Here is a 17,393-nt window from a genome sequence, read left to right as displayed (position 1 = left end):
GTGCAACCTTTGCGTTACAAGGCCAGCTTCAGCATGATGCTAAGCTTTCCTTCTTCGATTTTCACCCCCGTCACTTGGAGAAACGATGCGATGTTTTGCGGATAAAGTCCCAAATCGAAGTCTTTCTCCAAGGCATCGATCGTCGTGGAGGGCAGCATATAGCCGTTGAACTGCAGCTCTGTAATCCGAAAACGCAAAAACGCTCCATTTCGGCGATCGTCCCTGGAAGCCAGCTCGTAGCTGCCGGACATCTGCACGAAGATGCCGTCCCGGCTTCCGGCAGCCGTCATCTTGTCAGGCGCGAACCGGAACGTCATATCCGTGAACAGCTCGTGTTTTTGCCTTAAATAGTCGTTCAGCTCCCGGTCGGTCATCTGAAAAGTATAGTTAAATCCATTCATGATCAAATTATTGCCCGAGCCTGATCCGGAGGTCACCAGTTCAGGCAGCTGTTCCAACGCATCCCCCAGCGCCTGAAAGTAGGTTCTGAGCATCGGCACACCCTTGTCATGCCATAAGCGGTTTAGTTCCAGCATCTGCTGCTGAAGCTGAACAGCCGTTTCTTTATTTTCTGCCAGGGTATCGTCCACTTCCTGCTGCAAAGCTGCAAGACGAGTCCGCTGCTCCTGATAATTCGATTTGGTTTGCTGCAGTCCGGTTTGCGCCTTGGTCAGTCTGTCTTTCACTTCCGTTAACTGCCGCCAGGTCTCGGTGTGACGCCTGAGCGCTTGCTGATCGTTTTTTAGAATCATTTGCAGGTAGTCCAACGAGGCCAGCGCTTCGGAGAAGCTGCGGATCGTAAACAGCAAAGCCCAAAGCGAATCCCGGTCTCCCATGTAATAAGCGCGAATGACCTTGGCCGCGTGGGCCCTCGCCTCGGCTGACGACGCTTCGGCCAGCTTAAGCTGTTCTTCGGCGGTCTTGAGCTCCTCCTGCAGCTTTGCCTCTTGCTCCGTTATGCGCATGAGCTCCTGGTCGATCTCGTAGATCGTCAGACCTTTTTGCAGCAATTCTTTGTTTTCCTGAATCGTTTCGGCCTTCGCGATTGGGAATCCCAAGCCAAGAACGCACCAGCCAACCAGAATAAAACCAGTCATGGCTTGTCTTAATTGTCTTAATGGCGATGTCACCCGAGTTTCCCTCCCATCCTCTCACCTAAAGATTATCATACGAATGGGAAAATGATGACAAAAAAATAGCTTTCCGCCGGAAATCGGCGAAAAGCAGCGGAAAGATATTATGATTTGGGCGCCGCGGGGAGAAGCCGAAGGATATCCTGGAGGTTCTTCACCTGTTTCGGCTCTTCTTTGCTAAAATTCGGCGTCTGGTTCACATCGTCTATCTGTTGTGTCCATTCGATCACGCTCACCGCTTTGCCGCTCTTTTTATCCGTAAAGCTCAGCTTGCCGGATTGCTCACGGATAAAGCCCTGTTCATCGATCACGGTGCTTACGGAAGAGGGCGCGGCCGGACTCCATTGCTCTGCAAAGATGCCGGAAGCAAGCCCGCGATCGGCATTCCATAGGCTCTGAGCATTCTCAAGCGGGAGCATAATATATTCATCCGTTGGACTGATCGCTGGCAAGTGCAGGTACATTTTGTTATCTTTAAGAAGGATCGGCAGTACAATCGGCGATACTGCGCCCTTTGGCGTCAGGGTGAACGTCGCTTCCATTCGGACCGGTTCCGGGAGCGAGACCATCCCTTCATATTGAATTGTGCTTTCCTTAAACAAAGCTAAGCATTGCGGCTGTCATTGGCTGCGCTCCCTGAAAGAGGGAGGGGTCGAGCTGAAGGTTGGCCTGGCCGGAGAATCGGTAGCTCTGTACCTGTTTTTGCTTGGCTGCGGCCTGCAGCAGATCTTGCTTCAGCTGTTCATGATCCGTGCATCCGGCGGCAAGGACAAGGATACAGCATAGAAGCAGTAAAGGTAACATTTTTCGAGTAATCAGCAAGGTTGCGCTCCTTCCATTGTCGTCTTCATTCATCATATCGGACAGGAGATGCTTTGTCTGTAATTAAAATCGCGTGATACTTGGAGGGCATATGCATATGGAACCATCAGGAGGCCGCGAGCTTCTGGCGATCATCCGCGAACGTATGGAGAAACGCAAGGAGCGGGCCATCTCGTTTTTTGAATACATGGACTTGTGTCTATATCATCCGGATTACGGCTACTATATGAAAGAGAGGACAAAAATCGGAAGAGACGGTGATTTCTATACCGCTGCTTCTGTAGGTACGCTGCTGGGGGAGGTATTGGCGCAATATGTGAGCCGAAGAGCGTCCGGTCAATCGGGACCGATCTGCCTGACCGAGTGGGGCGGAGGCAGGGGCATGCTGGCGCTGCATCTGCTCAACGCCCTTCAGCTGTCTTCTCCGGATCTGTACAACAGGCTTCAGTATATCAGCATAGAAGCGAGTGCCTATCACCGGAGGCTTCAGGCTGAGACGCTGGCGCCGCATATAGAGAAGGTGCGCTGGCTGATGGAAGACGAGTGGGTGGAGGAAGGTCCTTGGAAGGATTGCGTTGTGTTTTCCAATGAGCTCCCGGATGCCCTGCCGGTGCATCGCATTACGTATCGGAAAGACGGTTGGATGGAAACCTTCGTAGCGTGGGACGATCGGGAACAGACGCTGGTAGAACGGGAGATGCCCGTGACGGACCAAGGGCTGCTGGATTTTATCTCCAAAGAACAGATGCCTATGCGGGAGGGACAAAGGTTGGAGGCGGGACTTGCGTCCGTACAGTGGCTCAAAAACGTAGCCGCGGGCTTGGGAGAACGGGCCGAGCTGATTACGATCGATTACGGAGATGTCCGGGAAGAGCTTTATGCCCCGCATCGCATGAATGGAACGTTCCTGTGCTACCGGAAGCATCAGGCTTATGATCTGCCTTTGTTGTATCCGGGCGAGCAGGATATGACCTCTCATGTTAATTTCAGTACGCTGATCGATGCAGGGCGGGAGTGCGGCCTAAATCAATTCCAGTTGATGACCCAAAAGCAATTTTTGGTGGAAAACGGATTATTGAACAGGCTGCAGCCGCACGATGCCGCCGATCCGTTCTCTCCGGCAGCCAAGCGAAACCGCGCCATACGACAGCTGCTGATCAGCGATCAAATGAGCGAGCTGTTTAAGGTGCTGATCCAAAAAAAAGGTGAACCGCAGTAAAAAACGGTTCACCTTTAGCGTTATGCGATAGCGGTTTCGTTTCAGGATTATACGGACATTTTGAAGAATGACCAGTACGTAAATCCGGTAAACGAAAGAATCATGTACCCCCAAAAAATCAATATGTAGGCACGTTCGGACAATTTCATGTATCCTAACAGTACGAAAATCGCCGTTTGGGCGAAAAAGATCATAGCGAACGGAATCATCTCCCCGGCCAGCGCGGCTAGTCCGATGACAAGCGTCCAAAAACCGAGAACACGAAACATGCGATCCATTCTGCAGCCCCCTCTCTTCCATCACATACGTTGCATTTTTTACGTTACTACTCAACATTATAGCGAAACCGGATTGACGTGTAAACGTCCAAACGGTGACGAAATTAAGTCAATTTATGCCCGCTTGATAAATATCATCCCCATTTTTGAATAAAATGATGTATGACCTCCTGTAAAAATGGCAATACAAATTACTAGAAAAGTATTCTATGAACTCTACCATGGGCATAGAGATAAAGTAACGTAATATTTCATGCACTGCCTATCATAGATGTGGATGAACCTATAGTGGTTAGGAGGACGGCTTTGATGACTGCAATCAGACAAGATGCATGGAGCGAGGAAGACGATTTAATATTGGCGGAGGTGACGTTAAGGCATATCCGGGAGGGCAGCACTCAGCTCTCCGCTTTCGAAGAAGTTGGTGAGAAGATCGGTAGAACCGCGGCAGCCTGCGGCTTCCGTTGGAATAGCTTTGTCAGAAAAAAATACGAAGCGGCGATCCAAATCGCCAAGGCACAGCGGCAAAAACGCAACCAGCAAAGAAAGCATACGGGCTCATTTGCTACCGTGGCGGGCGGCGCTATCGCTGGTCCTTTAGTGGAAGGAGGCTCCGTCCGCAGCGACGGCATCGTAGAAGAGTTGTCCATCGACGCGGTGATCCGGTTTTTGCGGCAGTGGAAAGGAAGCTATCAAGAAATGGTCCGCCATGTGCGGCAGCTGGAAAAAGAAGTGAATGAGAAGCAGGATGAGCTGGAGCGGCTTCGTACGATCAATGACGAGCTAAGCAGGAAGGTCAGCGATGTTTCCACCGATTATCGTGTGGTCAATGACGATTATAAAGCTTTGATTCAAATCATGGACCGAGCGAGGAAGCTGGCTTTTCTCACGGAGGAAGAAGAGGAGATCAAGGCGCGTTTTAAAATGGATGAGAACGGAAATCTCGAACGGATTGAATAAGTCCGGCGAAGAGACCGCATATCCGACAATTCCTACATAAGCATCCCCCTGGACGTTTTCAGCGTTTGGGGGGTTTTTTGTTACGGCTTCCGTTTTTTTTGTTATGATAGAGTCCAGATAGCCGTTTACAATAAAAGGATGTGAAAGATGTGAACCGGATCACGGTCATCGGGGCAGGGGCGCTGGGTATGCTCTTTGCTGTTAAGCTTGCAAGCGCCGTTCCCAATATGGAACTTGTAGTTCGACGAGCGGAGCAAAAGCATCTCTTGATGTCTGAAGGGGTTTCTTTAACCGAAGCCGGCGCTTGGCCGGATGGATCGAAAAAAATGGTAAAGATCTTTCCCAAGATCAGTTTAATGAACGAAGAGGATTGCAGCAAAGCAGCTTGGGAGGGCTGTACGCATTGGATTGTGCTCGCAGTGAAGCAAACGGCGATAACAATGGACTTGGCTCATACGGTACAACAAAGAATGGGCCCTCATTCCTGGGTGATTTGTCTGCAGAACGGAATCGGCCACGTGGAAACGCTTGAAAAATTCATTCCTGCAAAGCGGATCCTGCTTGCCGTAACGACCGAAGCCGCTTTGAAGCATTCGGAAACGGAAGCGGAGCATACCGGCCGAGGACGCACCTGGATCGGGAGCGCTTCTCCTCATTACAATGAAGGTGCCGAGGATGCGCAAAAAAATGGGTAAAGCTGCTGGAGGTTGCAGGATTCGAGGCTTTTCTGTCGAAAAACATCACTAGCCGAATTTGGCACAAACTTCTCGTGAATTCCATCATCAACCCGCTGACAGCCATATTGCAAGTGACCAATGGAGAACTGCCGGGGCTGCCCCAAGCGCAGCAGCTGATGCGTGCTTTATTCGATGAAGGAACCGCTTTGGCAGCGGCGCTTCATATCGAGCTGGAACCGGATCTATGGGAACAACTGCTCGAGGTATGCCGAAGAACTTCGGCCAATCGGTCTTCCATGCTGCAGGATGTGCTTGCAGGCCGTCCTACCGAGCTGGACGCGATTAACGGGGGGCTGCTTAAGAAAGCCGAGGCGATCGGCCTTTCCATGCCGACGCACCTTGCCGTATACCGGCTTGTGAAAGCGCTGGAAGGACGCCTGCCGCCGATTAGACGTTGAACTTATTTGAGGGTCGGTGATGAGGGTTGAACGAAATATTAGAGTGGCTCCATCAGCTTTACAAGGTGATTGCTTTTGTCCCCTTCGTGGCTTTTTTGATCACATGGCTGATCATTTATTACGGTTGCGGCCGGAATAAACGTAAAGCGACCTATGTCAGCATGGACATCACCACCTTGTTCCTAATCGGCTCCGTAGCCTATATGAGCCGCAATCTGTTCGGATCGGGAATGCTGGTGTGGACGATCATACTGTTTTTTTTAATTGCGGCCGGATTGCTCGGAAATTTGCAGAACCGGATTAAGGGGCGCATCGACCTTGTCAAAATTGTCCGGACGCTTGGACGACTCGGTTTTTTGCTGCTTGGAGCCTGCTATGTTTTGCTGTTATTTTTCGGCATCGGCAAGTATATGATTAGCTCTTGAGGAGAGAAGCCTAATGAACGTACATAACTTAATGGAAGACGTTGTGAAAAGCTGCCTGAAAGAATTGATGAATTCCCAGGAGTATTTGGCCGATCTAACGGAAATTGAACAAAGTGACATCATCGCGATTGCACTGAATAAACTTCCGGCCAAATATGTTTCGACGGTCAAGGGAGAGGTATTCGCCAAAACCCAGCTGCGGATGCAGGTGGAGACCGATGTATACCGGGAGCTGTCGAATGCCATACATGTGGTGCTGAATTCGGAAAGGAAGTTTGCATTGCGGGCCGACAGCGAATAGAACATGGCCTGGTTGGCGATAGCCAAGCCGATTTCCGGCCGGATCGGCATAACGGACCTCGGCAAGCTCGTCGATTTTGCAGCGTGGTTGTATTATATAAAGAAGATAACCGTTCGCGGGCAGTTGGCGGACGGTTCTTGCTGTTAGCGGGGACGTACATTTTGACGATTTTTCTCAACATGTGTACAATATAGATGCTACTTGCGATTACAAAGCGAAAGCGGCTTTCTTTACATAAGTATAAGCAGGATCAAGTATGGGAAAGGTGGCGGGAAACGTGCGCTTGGAAGCAATACAATGGGAATCCGGCCAGCCTTTGACGGACGATTACGTGAGCCGTTTTGAGAAGACGGGCGAGCTTTATGACTATAATCCTTGGGAATGGGAAAGCTGGCAGGCCCGAGCATCCTGGCTTGATCAGGAGCGCGTGACCGGAGCGGATCGTCAGCGGCTGGCGGATGCGCTGCGCCGGTTCAATGAGCGGGCCGGCAACGCCGGCGAAGCGATGGATGCGATCGAGCGGCTGAGAGACGAACGGACGCTGTGCGTGGTAGGAGGCCAGCAGGCTTCGCTGTTTACGGGACCGCTGCTCGTGATTTATAAGGCGGTCACCTTGCTTCGGTTGGCGAAAGAAGCTTCCGGGAAACTGAACCGGCCGGTGGTGCCGGTGTTTTGGATTGCCGGTGAGGATCATGATTTTGATGAAGTCAATCATGTGAACTATCTGACGCCGAATCTTCAAGTGGATAAAATTAAGGTGGAGCATCCTACCGGCTTGAGAACGTCGGTCAGCCGAACGAAGCTTGGACGCCAGCAGTGGGAGGATGCGCTGCGGCAGCTGGAGCAGTCGTTAATGACAACCGAGTTTAAGGATGAATTAGTCCAATCGTTTCGGGCTGCGGTGGAAGACTCGGCCACGCTGGTGGATTTATTCGCCAGGCTGATGGCTCGGCTGTTCGGCTCGCAAGGGCTCGTGCTTCTGGACTCCGACGATCCCGCCCTGCGCAAGGTGGAAGGATCCATGTTTCGGACGCTCATTGAGCAAAACGGCGAGTTGAACGAAGCCTTCCTCCAAAACCGTGATCAACTGATAGCATGCGGCTATCAGCCTCAAGCGGAGCTCCATACGAATGCAGCCAATTTATTTGTATACGATGAAGAAGGCGAACGGATTTTGTTGTATGCCGATGACAGTGGGGGCTTCACCGACCGCAAGGGCGTGCGGAGGTTCTCGCGGGAACGGCTGCTGGATTGGGCGGACACCGCGCCGGAGCGGCTGAGCAATAATGTCATGACCCGGCCGCTGATGCAGGAATTTTTGTTTCCTGTACTGGCCACCGTACTCGGCCCTGCGGAGATTGCCTATTGGGGCTTGACGCGCAAGGCGTTTCATCTGCTGGGGATGAGGATGCCGCTATTGGTTCCGCGCCTCGGATTCACCATTGTGGAAGGCACGGTCCACAAAAACATGCAAAAATATGGTCTCACGTTCGAAGATGTGGTGCTGCGTCTTGAAGAGAAACAGCAGGAATGGCTGCGTGCTCAAGACCGGCTGCAGCTCGAAGCCCGGTTCGGAGAAGTGAAAGAACAGTTCCGATCGGGCTATGAGCCCTTGATCGCGGCGATTTCCGGTATTAATCCGGGTCTCGGGAAATTAGGAGAGACCAATTTGGGCAAAATTATCGAACAGATCGATTTTTTACAGCATAAGGCCGAAGACGGGCTGCGTTCCCAGAATGAGTCGGGACTGCGGCATTTCCAGCGGATCGGTCTTACGATTGCGCCTGGCGGCAAACCGCAGGAAAGAGTGTATAACATATCCGCTTATTTGAATAAATACGGTGACGGCTGGCTGAAGGAGCTGCTGGAGCTGCCGGTAACCATAGACGGAAAGCATTATATATGTTATATGTAGAGAATCATCCATTCGACGATAGATCAAGGAGGAGCTGCTCATGAAAAGTACGATTGAAAAAAGCGTGATTCGCGATATCGCGCTAGCGCCTGAGGGGCATTTGAAAATTGATTGGGTGAATGCCCATATGCCAGTATTAAACCGCATTCGGGAGCAGTTTGAGAAAGAGCAGCCGTTTAAAGGGTTGAAAGTGGCCATCTCGCTTCATCTGGAGGCTAAAACCGCCTATCTCGCCAAAGTAGTGCAGGCCGGAGGAGCGGATGTAACGATTTGCGGCAGCAATCCGCTTTCGACGCAGGATGATGTGTGCGCCGCACTGGTCGAGGACGGCATCACGGTATTTGCCAAATACAACCCGGATCCGAAGGAATATAAGGAGCTGCTGATCAAAACGCTGGAAACCGAACCGGACCTCATCATCGACGACGGAGGCGACCTGGTTACGATTCTGCACTCCGAACGCAAAGACCTGCTGAAGAACATACGCGGCGGCGCGGAAGAAACAACGACAGGCATTCTTCGTTTGAAGTCTCTTGAAAAAGAAGGACAGCTGCAGTTCCCGATGGTGGCTGTCAACGATGCGTTCTGCAAATATTTGTTCGATAACCGATACGGCACCGGGCAATCGGTATGGGATGGCATCAACCGGACGACGAATCTGGTGGTTGCGGGTAAAACGGTTGTCGTTGTGGGCTACGGCTGGTGCGGTAAAGGTGTGGCGATGCGGGCAAAAGGACTTGGCGCCAACGTCATCGTTACAGAAGTTGATGCCATTAAAGCGGTGGAAGCCTATATGGACGGCTTTGCCGTCATGCCGATGCTGGAAGCCGCCAAAGTGGGCGACTATTTCGTCACCGTAACGGGCAACCGGGACGTGATCCGCGGAGAGCACTACAAGGTAATGAAGGACGGAGCGATTTTGTCCAATGCCGGACACTTTGACGTTGAAGTAAATAAAGTGGAGCTGGAGGAGCTTTCCGTCTCCAAGCGGACGGTTCGCCGCAACATCGAGGAGTATACGATGAAGGACGGGCGCAAATTTTATGTGCTGGCGGAAGGCCGGTTGGTCAACCTGGCGGCTGGCGACGGTCACCCGGCGGAAATCATGGATATGACCTTTGCGCTGCAGGCCATGTCTCTGAAATACGTAAACGATAACTATAAGCAGATCGGCAATAAAGTGGTGAATGTGCCTTATGAACTGGATGAGCAAGTGGCACGCTTCAAGCTTGCATCCTTGGGCATCGGGATCGATTCGCTGACCGAGGAGCAAAAAAGCTATTTGGATAGCTGGGCGGAGCATTAATATTCCAGCTTTTCAAAACCGTACTTCCCCCTGCCTCAGCGCAGGGGGATTTTTTTGCATTGCCGCCAAACGAACCCTTACCCAAACATCCGCCCCCTCCAAACATCCGCTAATCAGGATAAAAATTTCCATTCTTCTGCAACAACCTCGTCATCCCCTGCGTCATATCATTAACACCATCGGTTTTTCAGCGAAGCGTACGAAGATAAAAAAACAAGGGGGATCTTTCATGCGAAGCGAAAAGGAATGGTTGGGAAGGACGGCTCGAACAAGCTGGAACCGTTTATGGCGAGGGATGGCGTTAAGCGCAGTTTTGGCAGCTTTACTGGCAGGCTGCAGCGCTTCGAATGATCCAGCGGCATCGTCTTCGTCGGCGGCTTCCGGCCACAACCAGGCCGCTGATGCGAAAGCAAGCCCGGGCGCGGTTGCGGACAGTCAGGCCAATACGGCCGGGAGGGCTTCGGAAGGTCAGGAAGCCGGCGGCCCTGCGGCGGAAACGGCACTGGCGGCGGAGCCGTTTAGCCGCAAGATTATTTACACCGCCAATTTGGTTATGCAGGTGGAGAATTATGAAGAAGCGGAGTCCCGGGTGCAGGAGGCAGTCAAACAGTCGGGCGCGTATATTCTTCAATTCAACGAAAATACGTCTTCGTCGGAAAAGTACGGGATTTTTACCATTAAAGTACCTGCAAACGGATTTCAATCGTTGCTCGATCTTCTGGAGAAAATCAACCCAAGCATGCAAAAAAACATGCAGGGCCAGGATGTCACCGAAGAGTACGTCGATTTGACGGCCCGGTTAAAGGCGAAGCAGGTGATGGAAGGACGTTTGGTCGCTTTTATGGAAAAGGCGGAGAAAACAGATGAATTGGTCGCTTTTTCCAACGAGCTGGGCAAGGTGCAGGAGGAGATCGAGCGTATCCAGGGAAGAATGAGATACCTGGAGCAAAACGTGGCCTATTCGACCATCGAACTCCGGATTACGCAAAAGATCGGTTCTGCGGAAGCGATCAAGGCACAGGAGCGCGGCCCTCTGATGGAGCGTGCGGCAGCTGCGCTGAACGGAACGGCAACGATGCTTGGTTTCCTGTTCCAATGGGTGATTGTTATCGTAGCAGGGGCACTGCCTGTTCTGCTTCTTCTTGCTTTGGCTATTGTTCCCGTTTATCTTATGAGGCGGCGGCGAAAGGCCAGGCTGGAGGAGATTCGTGCCAGACTTTCCGAACATAATCAGCTTCAGGAACCGAAAAACGAATAATGGGTTTAAAAAAATCCTGCGATCGTCTGATGACGGAGCAGGATTTTTTGTTAACATGGCGAAATATTATATTGAAAGTGGTGAGAAGTGGGGTAAAGTGGTGGAAAAGGGGGTGGCGAGTGGTGTTCATGGGGGAGTTTCAACATACCATCGATGAGAAAGGCCGCATGATCGTGCCGGCGAAATTTCGTGAAGCCCTCGGAACATCGTTTATCGTCACTCGCGGCCTGGACCAATGCTTGTTTGTATACCCTATGCAGGAATGGGCGGTGCTGGAGCAAAAGCTCAAATCGCTGCCGCTCATGAAGTCCGATGCCCGTGCCTTTACCCGATTCTTTTTTTCCGGCGCCACCGAGTGTGAGCTGGACAAGCAGGGCAGAGTAAATCTGCCGAACAATTTGATTGAACATGCCAAGCTGGACAAGGATTGCGTTGTGATCGGCGTTTCCAATCGGGTGGAGATTTGGAGCAAGCCGATTTGGGAAAACTATTTCCAGGAGTCCGAGGAATCCTTTAATGAGATTGCTGAAAAATTGGTCGACTTTAACTTTGATTTGTAATTCGTGTTTACGGACGCCTCAGGAGGAATCAAGCGCATGTTTCATCACGTAACCGTACTAAAGAACGAAGCAGTGGAAGGTCTGCATATCAAACCGGACGGCGTATATGTTGATTGTACGCTCGGCGGTGCGGGGCACAGTTTGGAGATCGCCTCGCGATTGGGTCCGGAGGGATTGCTTATCGCATTCGATCAGGATGATGCGGCGCTGGATCATGCCCGGCAGCGTCTGGCCGGAGCGGCGGACAAGGTAAAGCTGGTGCGGAGTAATTTCCGTTATCTTGAACGGGAATTGAAACGTATCCCCCGGGCGTTAAAAGACGGCCGCCCCCAGGTGGACGGCATACTGTTTGATTTGGGCGTTTCATCGCCTCAGCTTGACGAGGCGGACAGAGGATTTAGCTACAACCATGATGCCGAGCTGGATATGCGGATGGACCGGACATCGCCGTTAACGGCCAAAGATATTGTCAATGAATGGTCTGAACAGGAAATCGCCGACATTCTATTCGAATATGGCGAGGAGAAGTTTGCCAGAAGAATCGCTGCCAAAATCGCTGCTGCGAGGGCCGAAGCGCCGATCGAAACGACTGGCCGCTTGGTCGAGCTGATTAAGGAAGCTATCCCTGCAGCCGCGCGCCGCACAGGGCCTCATCCGGCCAAACGGAGCTTTCAGGCGCTGCGCATTGCCGTTAACGACGAGCTCGGAGCCTTTGAAGAAGCGCTCGAGCAAACGATTCGCTGTCTGGCTCCGGGAGGCAGAGTGGCAGTCATTACGTTTCATTCGCTCGAAGATCGAATCTGCAAACAAACGTTTGCCAAATACGTAGGGAAATGCACATGTCCGCCGGATTTTCCATTGTGCGTATGCAACCCCGCAGGTATTGTCAAGTTGATTAACCGCAAACCGATTGAAGCCGGCGCAAAAGAGCTTGAAGAGAACCCGCGAGCGCGTTCGGCAAAGCTGAGAATAGCTGAAAAATTACCTTCTTAAGGGGGAGATGACGTTGCCAGCCTACATGCATGGGAATTTAGCGACAGAACAAAAAACGCAGCCCAAAGTGAAGATCAGGGAAACGAAGAAAGTCGTTTACCGGAGCAAGGCGCTGCCGCTGCAGGAGAAGCTTCTTTATTTATTCACCGTCCTCATTTGCGTAGTGGTGGCGGGATTGATTATCTGGAGATATGCACTGATCTATGAGATGAATGCGGACATCAAGTCCATTGAACAGAAAATCAGTAGACTGGAAGCGGAGAACAGTATTTTGAAGCAGCGGGTGGATGGATTGTCTGATCCGAGAAGGCTGGAAGAGGAAGCCAAAAAACTCGGTTACGGAGTTCCCGGAGACAACCAGGTCAAGCCGTCCGGCAATGCCAAAACGGGTACATCGTCCGTATCTTCTCAAGGTATAGCCGCAAATACGAACAAATCAAAGGATCAACCCTGATCTGCTATTCGAATAGGGGGAGCAGCCGATGACTAGAAAAGTAAAGTTGCGGTCGTTAATTATTGGAGGGGCCTTCACCCTCCTTTTTGTTGTCCTGGTTACCCGATTGTATTGGGTTCAAGTGGTCCAGGGGGCGGAATTGCTGTCGGACGCAAAAATGATGTGGGCGACAGATAAGGAGCTCAGGCCGGTACGTGGCACGATTTTGGACCGCAATGATAAAGTGCTTGCGGAGGATTCGCCCGCCTATACGCTGGCGCTGAATCCGAAAATCATTCATGATAAGGGCATCGAGAACGAAATCGTTCAGGGACTATCTGAAATTTTGGGCAATTCGGATGATTCCGGCGCTTTGGCGGCGCTTGCGGATAAAATCCGTACCCGGATCAATCAGAAGAGAGATGACGGTTCCTATTATACCCAAGTGGAAATTCGGAATGAAGGCTGGAAGATCGATGCGGAGATTGCCGATAAAATCAAAGCGCTCGAGAAGGAGCTTCAACAGAAGCTGAATACGAAAAAAAGCCTGGGCATTCTATTGCTGCCCGAGAGCAAACGGTTTTATCCGTCCGGAGGTCTGGCGGCTCATCTGCTCGGCTACATGGATAAAGATGGCAAACCGATCATGGGTTTGGAATCCCAGCTGGATGAATATCTAAAAGGCGAATCCGGATGGCTGAGCTATGAGAAAGATCGCTACGGCGTGGAGCTGCCCCATTCCCAGAGAAAGTACCAGCCGGCCGTCAACGGAGACAACGTGAGGCTGACGCTGGACAAAAACATCCAGTTTTATATGGAGAGCGCCATCCAAAAAGTGTACGAAAAATGGCGTCCGAAAAGCGTAACGGCGATCGCGGTCGATCCCCATACCATGGAAATTCTCGGATTGGCCAATATGCCTTCGTTCAACCCCAATAAATATTGGGAAGCAAAGCGGCAAAGCGATTTTGTCAATCATGCGGTAGCTTCCCAATACGAACCGGGATCGACCTTCAAGCTGGTCACGCTCGCCGCAGCGGTGGAGGAAGGCATTTTCAATCCGAATGAAACCTATCAATCCGGTTCGATTGCCGTTCCGGGTCGGAGGCTGCATGACCACAACGTCTCGGGCTGGGGACAAATATCCTATCTCGAAGGCTTGAAGCGGTCCAGTAATGTCGCATTTGTCAAGCTGGGGTATGAGAAGCTCGGGCAGGATAAGCTTCGGGCGTATATCGAAAAGTTCGGTTTCGGCGCAAAGACCGGTGTGGACATTGCCGGAGAAGTCGCCGGAATCGTAAATATGCGTTATCCGGCGGAATTTGCCACAGCTACTTACGGTCAAGGGCTGACGGCTACGGCGATACAGCAGACGGCGGCCTATGCGGCCATTGCCAATGGCGGCAAATTGATGTGGCCCCATTTGATCAAAGAAATTTATAACCCGGAAACGGGAGAAATTATAAAAAAATTCGAACCCAAGGAAATCCGCAGAGTCGTTTCGGAAAACACGGCCAAGCAGGTCGGTGAATATCTGGAGCAGGTTGTAGCCGACCAATCGATAGGTACGGGAAGAAAAGCTTATATCGACGGCTATCGCATAGCCGGTAAGACAGGTACGGCGAATAAGGTTATTCCGGGTCAGAAAGGGTATGCCGAAGGCAAATGGGTGATTTCGTTTGCCGGGTATGCACCGCTTGAAAATCCGCAAATTCTGGTTACCATTATCGTCGACGAACCGGACCTGGGGGGAAACTACCATCTTGGAGGGGATGTAGCGGCCCCGGCGTTCAAGGAAATCGTCTCGCAAACCTTGCGTTATATGGGCATCGCGCCGAATACGGCGGCTCAACAGCACGCTCAAGCGGCGGAACAGAAGATGCTTGCCGCTGTTCCCGATTTGACAAGCCTGTCGCTTGATCAAGCCCGGAAGACGATGGACAAATTCGGCATTTCGGTAGCGGCGATCGGCCAAGGAGCCGGCGTGATTGCACAATATCCCGCCCCTGGCACCGAAATCGGAGGCTTGCAGCGAATGTATGTAATGATGCAGGAGACGAAAGATGTTCCGGTACCGGACATGACCGGCAAATCGCTTCGCGATGCGATCGGACTCTGCTCCTTCCTCAAGCTGCGATGTCAATCCGAGGGAGAAGGATATGTAACGAGCCAGACGTTGGAGGGCACCGGGGAAGACCGGGTGCTGCACCTGCGGCTCCATCCTTACGGTGAGACGGAGGAGAATGCCGAATCGGAGAAACCGCAAACCAACCCGAACCATGACGGCGCTGAGAATGGTGCCGAAAATAAAGAAAATAAAGAGGAGTCCGCACCCTCGGCCCCCCACGGCAATTAATCCGCATATCATGCCGCACCGCCGCGACAGCTTGTTCTAACCCCTGGTTGTCCTGAATAGGGATGATTATGAAACGATTTTTGTTTACAACGGACAACGTGGAAGAAGCGTTGTAAAGGTTGTAGCACTGTTGACAGCTGACGGCGGCTGTAACGCCGTAACGGCTGCAGCATTTCGGGAGGGGGAAAAAACGGGCATGAGGGCATCGAACGTAACGGTTCGTCGACGTCTATTCGCCGCACTGATCGTCGGCACGTTTCTTTTCTTGGCGCTGGTGGTGCGGCTCGCGTATGTGCAGATTTGGGTAGGTCCGGAGCTGTCGGACAAAGCGGAGGATTCCTGGAGAAGGGATATCAAGGTGACGGCCAAACGGGGAGAGATTCTAGACCGCAACGGGGATCGCCTGGCTTACAACGTCAGTTCACCGACCGTTGTTGCCGTACCGGCGCAAATTAAAGATCCGAAAGCAACGGCCGCCAAACTGGCCGCGGTTCTTCAAATCAGCGAGGAAACGGTATACAAACAAATTACAGTCCGGAAAGCCAGTGTATACATTAAGCCGGGCGGACGAAAGATTACGATAGAAAAAGCGGATGAGATTCGCGATTTGCAGCTTCCCGGCATCTGGGTGACCGAGGACAACAAGAGGTACTATCCTTTCGGCGGCCTGGCTGCCCATGTGCTTGGATTTACGGGCGATTATAATCAAGGCTTGACAGGCATAGAATTGAAATATGACAACAGATTGACAGGGATCGACGGAAGCATATCGTATTTGTCCGATGCGGCCGGCAAGCTGATGCCGGGGTCGACGGATGAGTACAAAGAGCCGCTGGCCGGTATGAACCTGCAGCTTACGATCGACAGCCATATCCAATCCATCATGGAGCGGGAGCTCGATCAAGCCATGGTGAAGTACCAGCCGAATCATGTCATTGCCATTGCGATGGATCCGAACAATGGAGAAATTTTGGCCATGGGTTCGAGACCCGGCTTTGAGCCCGGCAATTATAAAAATTATCCGGTGGAGAATTACAACCGGAATCTTCCGATCTGGATGACTTACGAACCGGGGTCGACGTTTAAGATTATCACTTTGGCAGCTGCCCTGGAGGAGAAAAAAATAAGCCTGACCGAAGGGTTTCACGATCCCGGCGCGATTGAGGTCGCCGGGGCAAGGCTTCGCTGCTGGAAGCGGGGCGGACATGGAAGCGAGACCTTCCTTCAAGTGGTCGAAAACTCCTGCAACCCCGGCTTTGTGGTCATGGGGCAGCGGCTGGGCAAGGAGAAGCTGTTTGATTATATCTACAATTTCGGCTTCGGTAAAAAAACCGGTATCGATCTTGGCGGCGAAGAGAATGGCATTTTGTTTAAGCCTTCACGTGTCGGCCCTGTGGAGCTTGCGACGACCTCGTTCGGGCAGGGCGTCTCGGTCACGCCGATTCAGCAAATCTCGGCGGTATCCGCAGCCATTAACGGCGGCAGGCTGTTTAAGCCGCATGTTGCCAAAGCCTGGTATAAGCCTGAAACAGGCGACGTGGTCGAGACCGTGAACCCGGAACTGATCCGTCAGGTGATCTCTCCGGAAACCTCCAGGATGGTGCGCGAAACGTTGGAGAGCGTTGTGGCCAACGGTACGGGGCGGAATGCATTTGTCGACGGTTATCGCGTAGGCGGGAAAACGGGAACGGCACAAAAGGTCATCAATGGGCGCTATTCCTCCAGTGAGCATATTGTTTCCTTCATCGGATTCGCTCCTGCAGACGATCCGAAGGTCGTCATTTATGCGGCCGTGGATAATCCGCAGGGAATCCAATTCGGCGGTTTGATTGCTGCTCCGCTGGTTAAGAATATCATGCAGGATACGCTTCAATATATGAAAATTCCGCCGCGGAAGGATCAAATGGAACGCAAATACGTATACGGAGACAAAAGAATTGTGGAAGTGCCGAATCTGGTCGGCATGACCCTTACTGATATCTACGAAGATCTCAATATGAATTTCCAACTTGCCAAATCCGGCGTCGGCCGCACGGTGATCAACCAAGTGCCGAAGCCCGGTACTAGGATCGAACAAGGCTCTACGATCCGGATCTATTTGTCGGATACGCAGCCGGTGCCCGATGGAGGGGCCAGACCGCAAGTTCAATAGCGCTGCCCCGGCAGAACCGGCTTGGGAGATGCTGAATCTGCGAGTGGAGAAGACTTGAGCGTCCGATCCGCTCGCCCGGTCTGTACGTAAGGTCGATTTAACAGCCTTGGAGTCTGTTATGTCCGGCCGCTTTCATACGCCTTGAAC

At 52.0% G+C, this 17,393-nt stretch carries 19 protein-coding genes; 15 read left to right on the top strand and 4 right to left on the bottom strand.

All coding sequences use genetic code 11. From position 1 onward, the window contains the following. Window positions 1-14: 14 nt before the first annotated feature. The 3 genes from EXW96_RS13205 to EXW96_RS13195 all read right to left on the bottom strand — a co-directional run bounded on the left by EXW96_RS13205 (window position 15) and on the right by EXW96_RS13195 (window position 1,955). Window positions 15-1,130 (bottom strand): hypothetical protein, encoded by a 1,116-nt coding sequence (locus tag EXW96_RS13205; protein WP_174350721.1) that lies wholly within the window; start codon window positions 1,128-1,130, stop codon window positions 15-17. A gap of 107 nt (window positions 1,131-1,237) precedes the next feature. Further along, window positions 1,238-1,675 (bottom strand): hypothetical protein, encoded by a 438-nt coding sequence (locus EXW96_RS13200; protein ID WP_174350720.1) that lies wholly within the window; start codon window positions 1,673-1,675, stop codon window positions 1,238-1,240. 52 nt (window positions 1,676-1,727) lie between these two features. Continuing rightward, window positions 1,728-1,955 (bottom strand): hypothetical protein, encoded by a 228-nt coding sequence (locus EXW96_RS13195; protein ID WP_174350719.1) that lies wholly within the window; start codon window positions 1,953-1,955, stop codon window positions 1,728-1,730. A gap of 97 nt (window positions 1,956-2,052) precedes the next feature. Between EXW96_RS13195 and EXW96_RS13190 the strand changes: the two genes are divergently transcribed. Beyond that, on the top strand, window positions 2,053-3,174 hold the full coding sequence (locus EXW96_RS13190; protein ID WP_254611374.1) for a class I SAM-dependent methyltransferase: 1,122 nt from the start codon (window positions 2,053-2,055) through the stop codon (window positions 3,172-3,174). 47 nt (window positions 3,175-3,221) lie between these two features. Here the strand turns inward: EXW96_RS13190 and EXW96_RS13185 are convergent, their stop codons facing one another. Then, a complete protein-coding gene (locus EXW96_RS13185) occupies window positions 3,222-3,452 on the bottom strand; it encodes a DUF2626 domain-containing protein (protein WP_062407630.1) in 231 nt (76 codons plus the stop codon). Between the two features lie 309 nt (window positions 3,453-3,761). On the opposite strand from EXW96_RS13185, the gene EXW96_RS13180 reads away from it, so the two are divergent. The 14 genes from EXW96_RS13180 to EXW96_RS13115 all read left to right on the top strand — a co-directional run bounded on the left by EXW96_RS13180 (window position 3,762) and on the right by EXW96_RS13115 (window position 17,246). Then, window positions 3,762-4,412 carry an RsfA family transcriptional regulator gene (locus tag EXW96_RS13180; RefSeq protein WP_062407632.1) on the top strand — a complete coding sequence of 217 codons (651 nt, stop codon included), beginning with the start codon at window positions 3,762-3,764 and terminating at the stop codon, window positions 4,410-4,412. Between the two features lie 149 nt (window positions 4,413-4,561). Next, window positions 4,562-5,107: a 2-dehydropantoate 2-reductase N-terminal domain-containing protein gene (locus EXW96_RS13175; RefSeq protein WP_174350717.1), complete on the top strand. Its 546-nt coding sequence runs from the start codon at window positions 4,562-4,564 to the stop codon at window positions 5,105-5,107. Window positions 5,108-5,109: 2 nt separating this feature from the next. Further along, window positions 5,110-5,547 carry a ketopantoate reductase family protein gene (locus EXW96_RS13170; protein WP_174350949.1) on the top strand — a complete coding sequence of 146 codons (438 nt, stop codon included), beginning with the start codon at window positions 5,110-5,112 and terminating at the stop codon, window positions 5,545-5,547. Window positions 5,548-5,573: 26 nt separating this feature from the next. After that, on the top strand, window positions 5,574-5,972 hold the full coding sequence (locus EXW96_RS13165) for a DUF3397 domain-containing protein (RefSeq protein WP_174350716.1): 399 nt from the start codon (window positions 5,574-5,576) through the stop codon (window positions 5,970-5,972). A gap of 13 nt (window positions 5,973-5,985) precedes the next feature. Then, complete coding sequence (locus EXW96_RS13160; RefSeq protein WP_054818066.1) at window positions 5,986-6,273, top strand: late competence development ComFB family protein; 288 nt, start codon at window positions 5,986-5,988, stop codon at window positions 6,271-6,273. A 3-nt stretch (window positions 6,274-6,276) separates the two neighbouring features. Continuing rightward, entirely contained in the window at window positions 6,277-6,420 is a 144-nt protein-coding gene (locus EXW96_RS13155; protein ID WP_174350715.1) for a hypothetical protein, read from the top strand. 130 nt (window positions 6,421-6,550) lie between these two features. After that, entirely contained in the window at window positions 6,551-8,188 is a 1,638-nt protein-coding gene (bshC, locus tag EXW96_RS13150; protein ID WP_174350714.1) for a bacillithiol biosynthesis cysteine-adding enzyme BshC, read from the top strand. A 40-nt stretch (window positions 8,189-8,228) separates the two neighbouring features. Then, window positions 8,229-9,494 carry an adenosylhomocysteinase gene (locus EXW96_RS13145; RefSeq protein ID WP_062407638.1) on the top strand — a complete coding sequence of 422 codons (1,266 nt, stop codon included), beginning with the start codon at window positions 8,229-8,231 and terminating at the stop codon, window positions 9,492-9,494. 229 nt (window positions 9,495-9,723) lie between these two features. Next, window positions 9,724-10,752, top strand: a complete 1,029-nt coding sequence (locus tag EXW96_RS13140) for a DUF4349 domain-containing protein (protein ID WP_062407640.1) — start codon at window positions 9,724-9,726, stop codon at window positions 10,750-10,752. A gap of 122 nt (window positions 10,753-10,874) precedes the next feature. Next, window positions 10,875-11,312 carry a division/cell wall cluster transcriptional repressor MraZ gene (gene mraZ, locus EXW96_RS13135; protein WP_062407642.1) on the top strand — a complete coding sequence of 146 codons (438 nt, stop codon included), beginning with the start codon at window positions 10,875-10,877 and terminating at the stop codon, window positions 11,310-11,312. Between the two features lie 36 nt (window positions 11,313-11,348). Beyond that, window positions 11,349-12,305 (top strand): 16S rRNA (cytosine(1402)-N(4))-methyltransferase RsmH, encoded by a 957-nt coding sequence (gene rsmH, locus EXW96_RS13130; protein WP_062407644.1) that lies wholly within the window; start codon window positions 11,349-11,351, stop codon window positions 12,303-12,305. 13 nt (window positions 12,306-12,318) lie between these two features. Beyond that, complete coding sequence (ftsL, locus tag EXW96_RS13125; protein WP_062407646.1) at window positions 12,319-12,759, top strand: cell division protein FtsL; 441 nt, start codon at window positions 12,319-12,321, stop codon at window positions 12,757-12,759. 28 nt (window positions 12,760-12,787) lie between these two features. Further along, on the top strand, window positions 12,788-15,094 hold the full coding sequence (locus EXW96_RS13120; RefSeq protein ID WP_174350713.1) for a penicillin-binding transpeptidase domain-containing protein: 2,307 nt from the start codon (window positions 12,788-12,790) through the stop codon (window positions 15,092-15,094). Between the two features lie 196 nt (window positions 15,095-15,290). Further along, the gene (locus tag EXW96_RS13115; protein ID WP_174350712.1) at window positions 15,291-17,246 is read left to right on the top strand and encodes a stage V sporulation protein D; all 1,956 of its coding nucleotides are present in this window, start codon (window positions 15,291-15,293) and stop codon (window positions 17,244-17,246) included. Window positions 17,247-17,393: the final 147 nt, after the last annotated feature.

Origin of the sequence: Paenibacillus sp. JMULE4 (assembly GCF_013337105.1) — a bacterium.
In the GTDB taxonomy this organism is placed as follows: Bacteria; Bacillota; Bacilli; order Paenibacillales; family NBRC-103111; genus Paenibacillus_G; species Paenibacillus_G naphthalenovorans.
The sequence above is the reverse complement of the archived record's forward strand: the minus strand, read 5'-3'. Positions and strand labels throughout refer to the sequence as shown.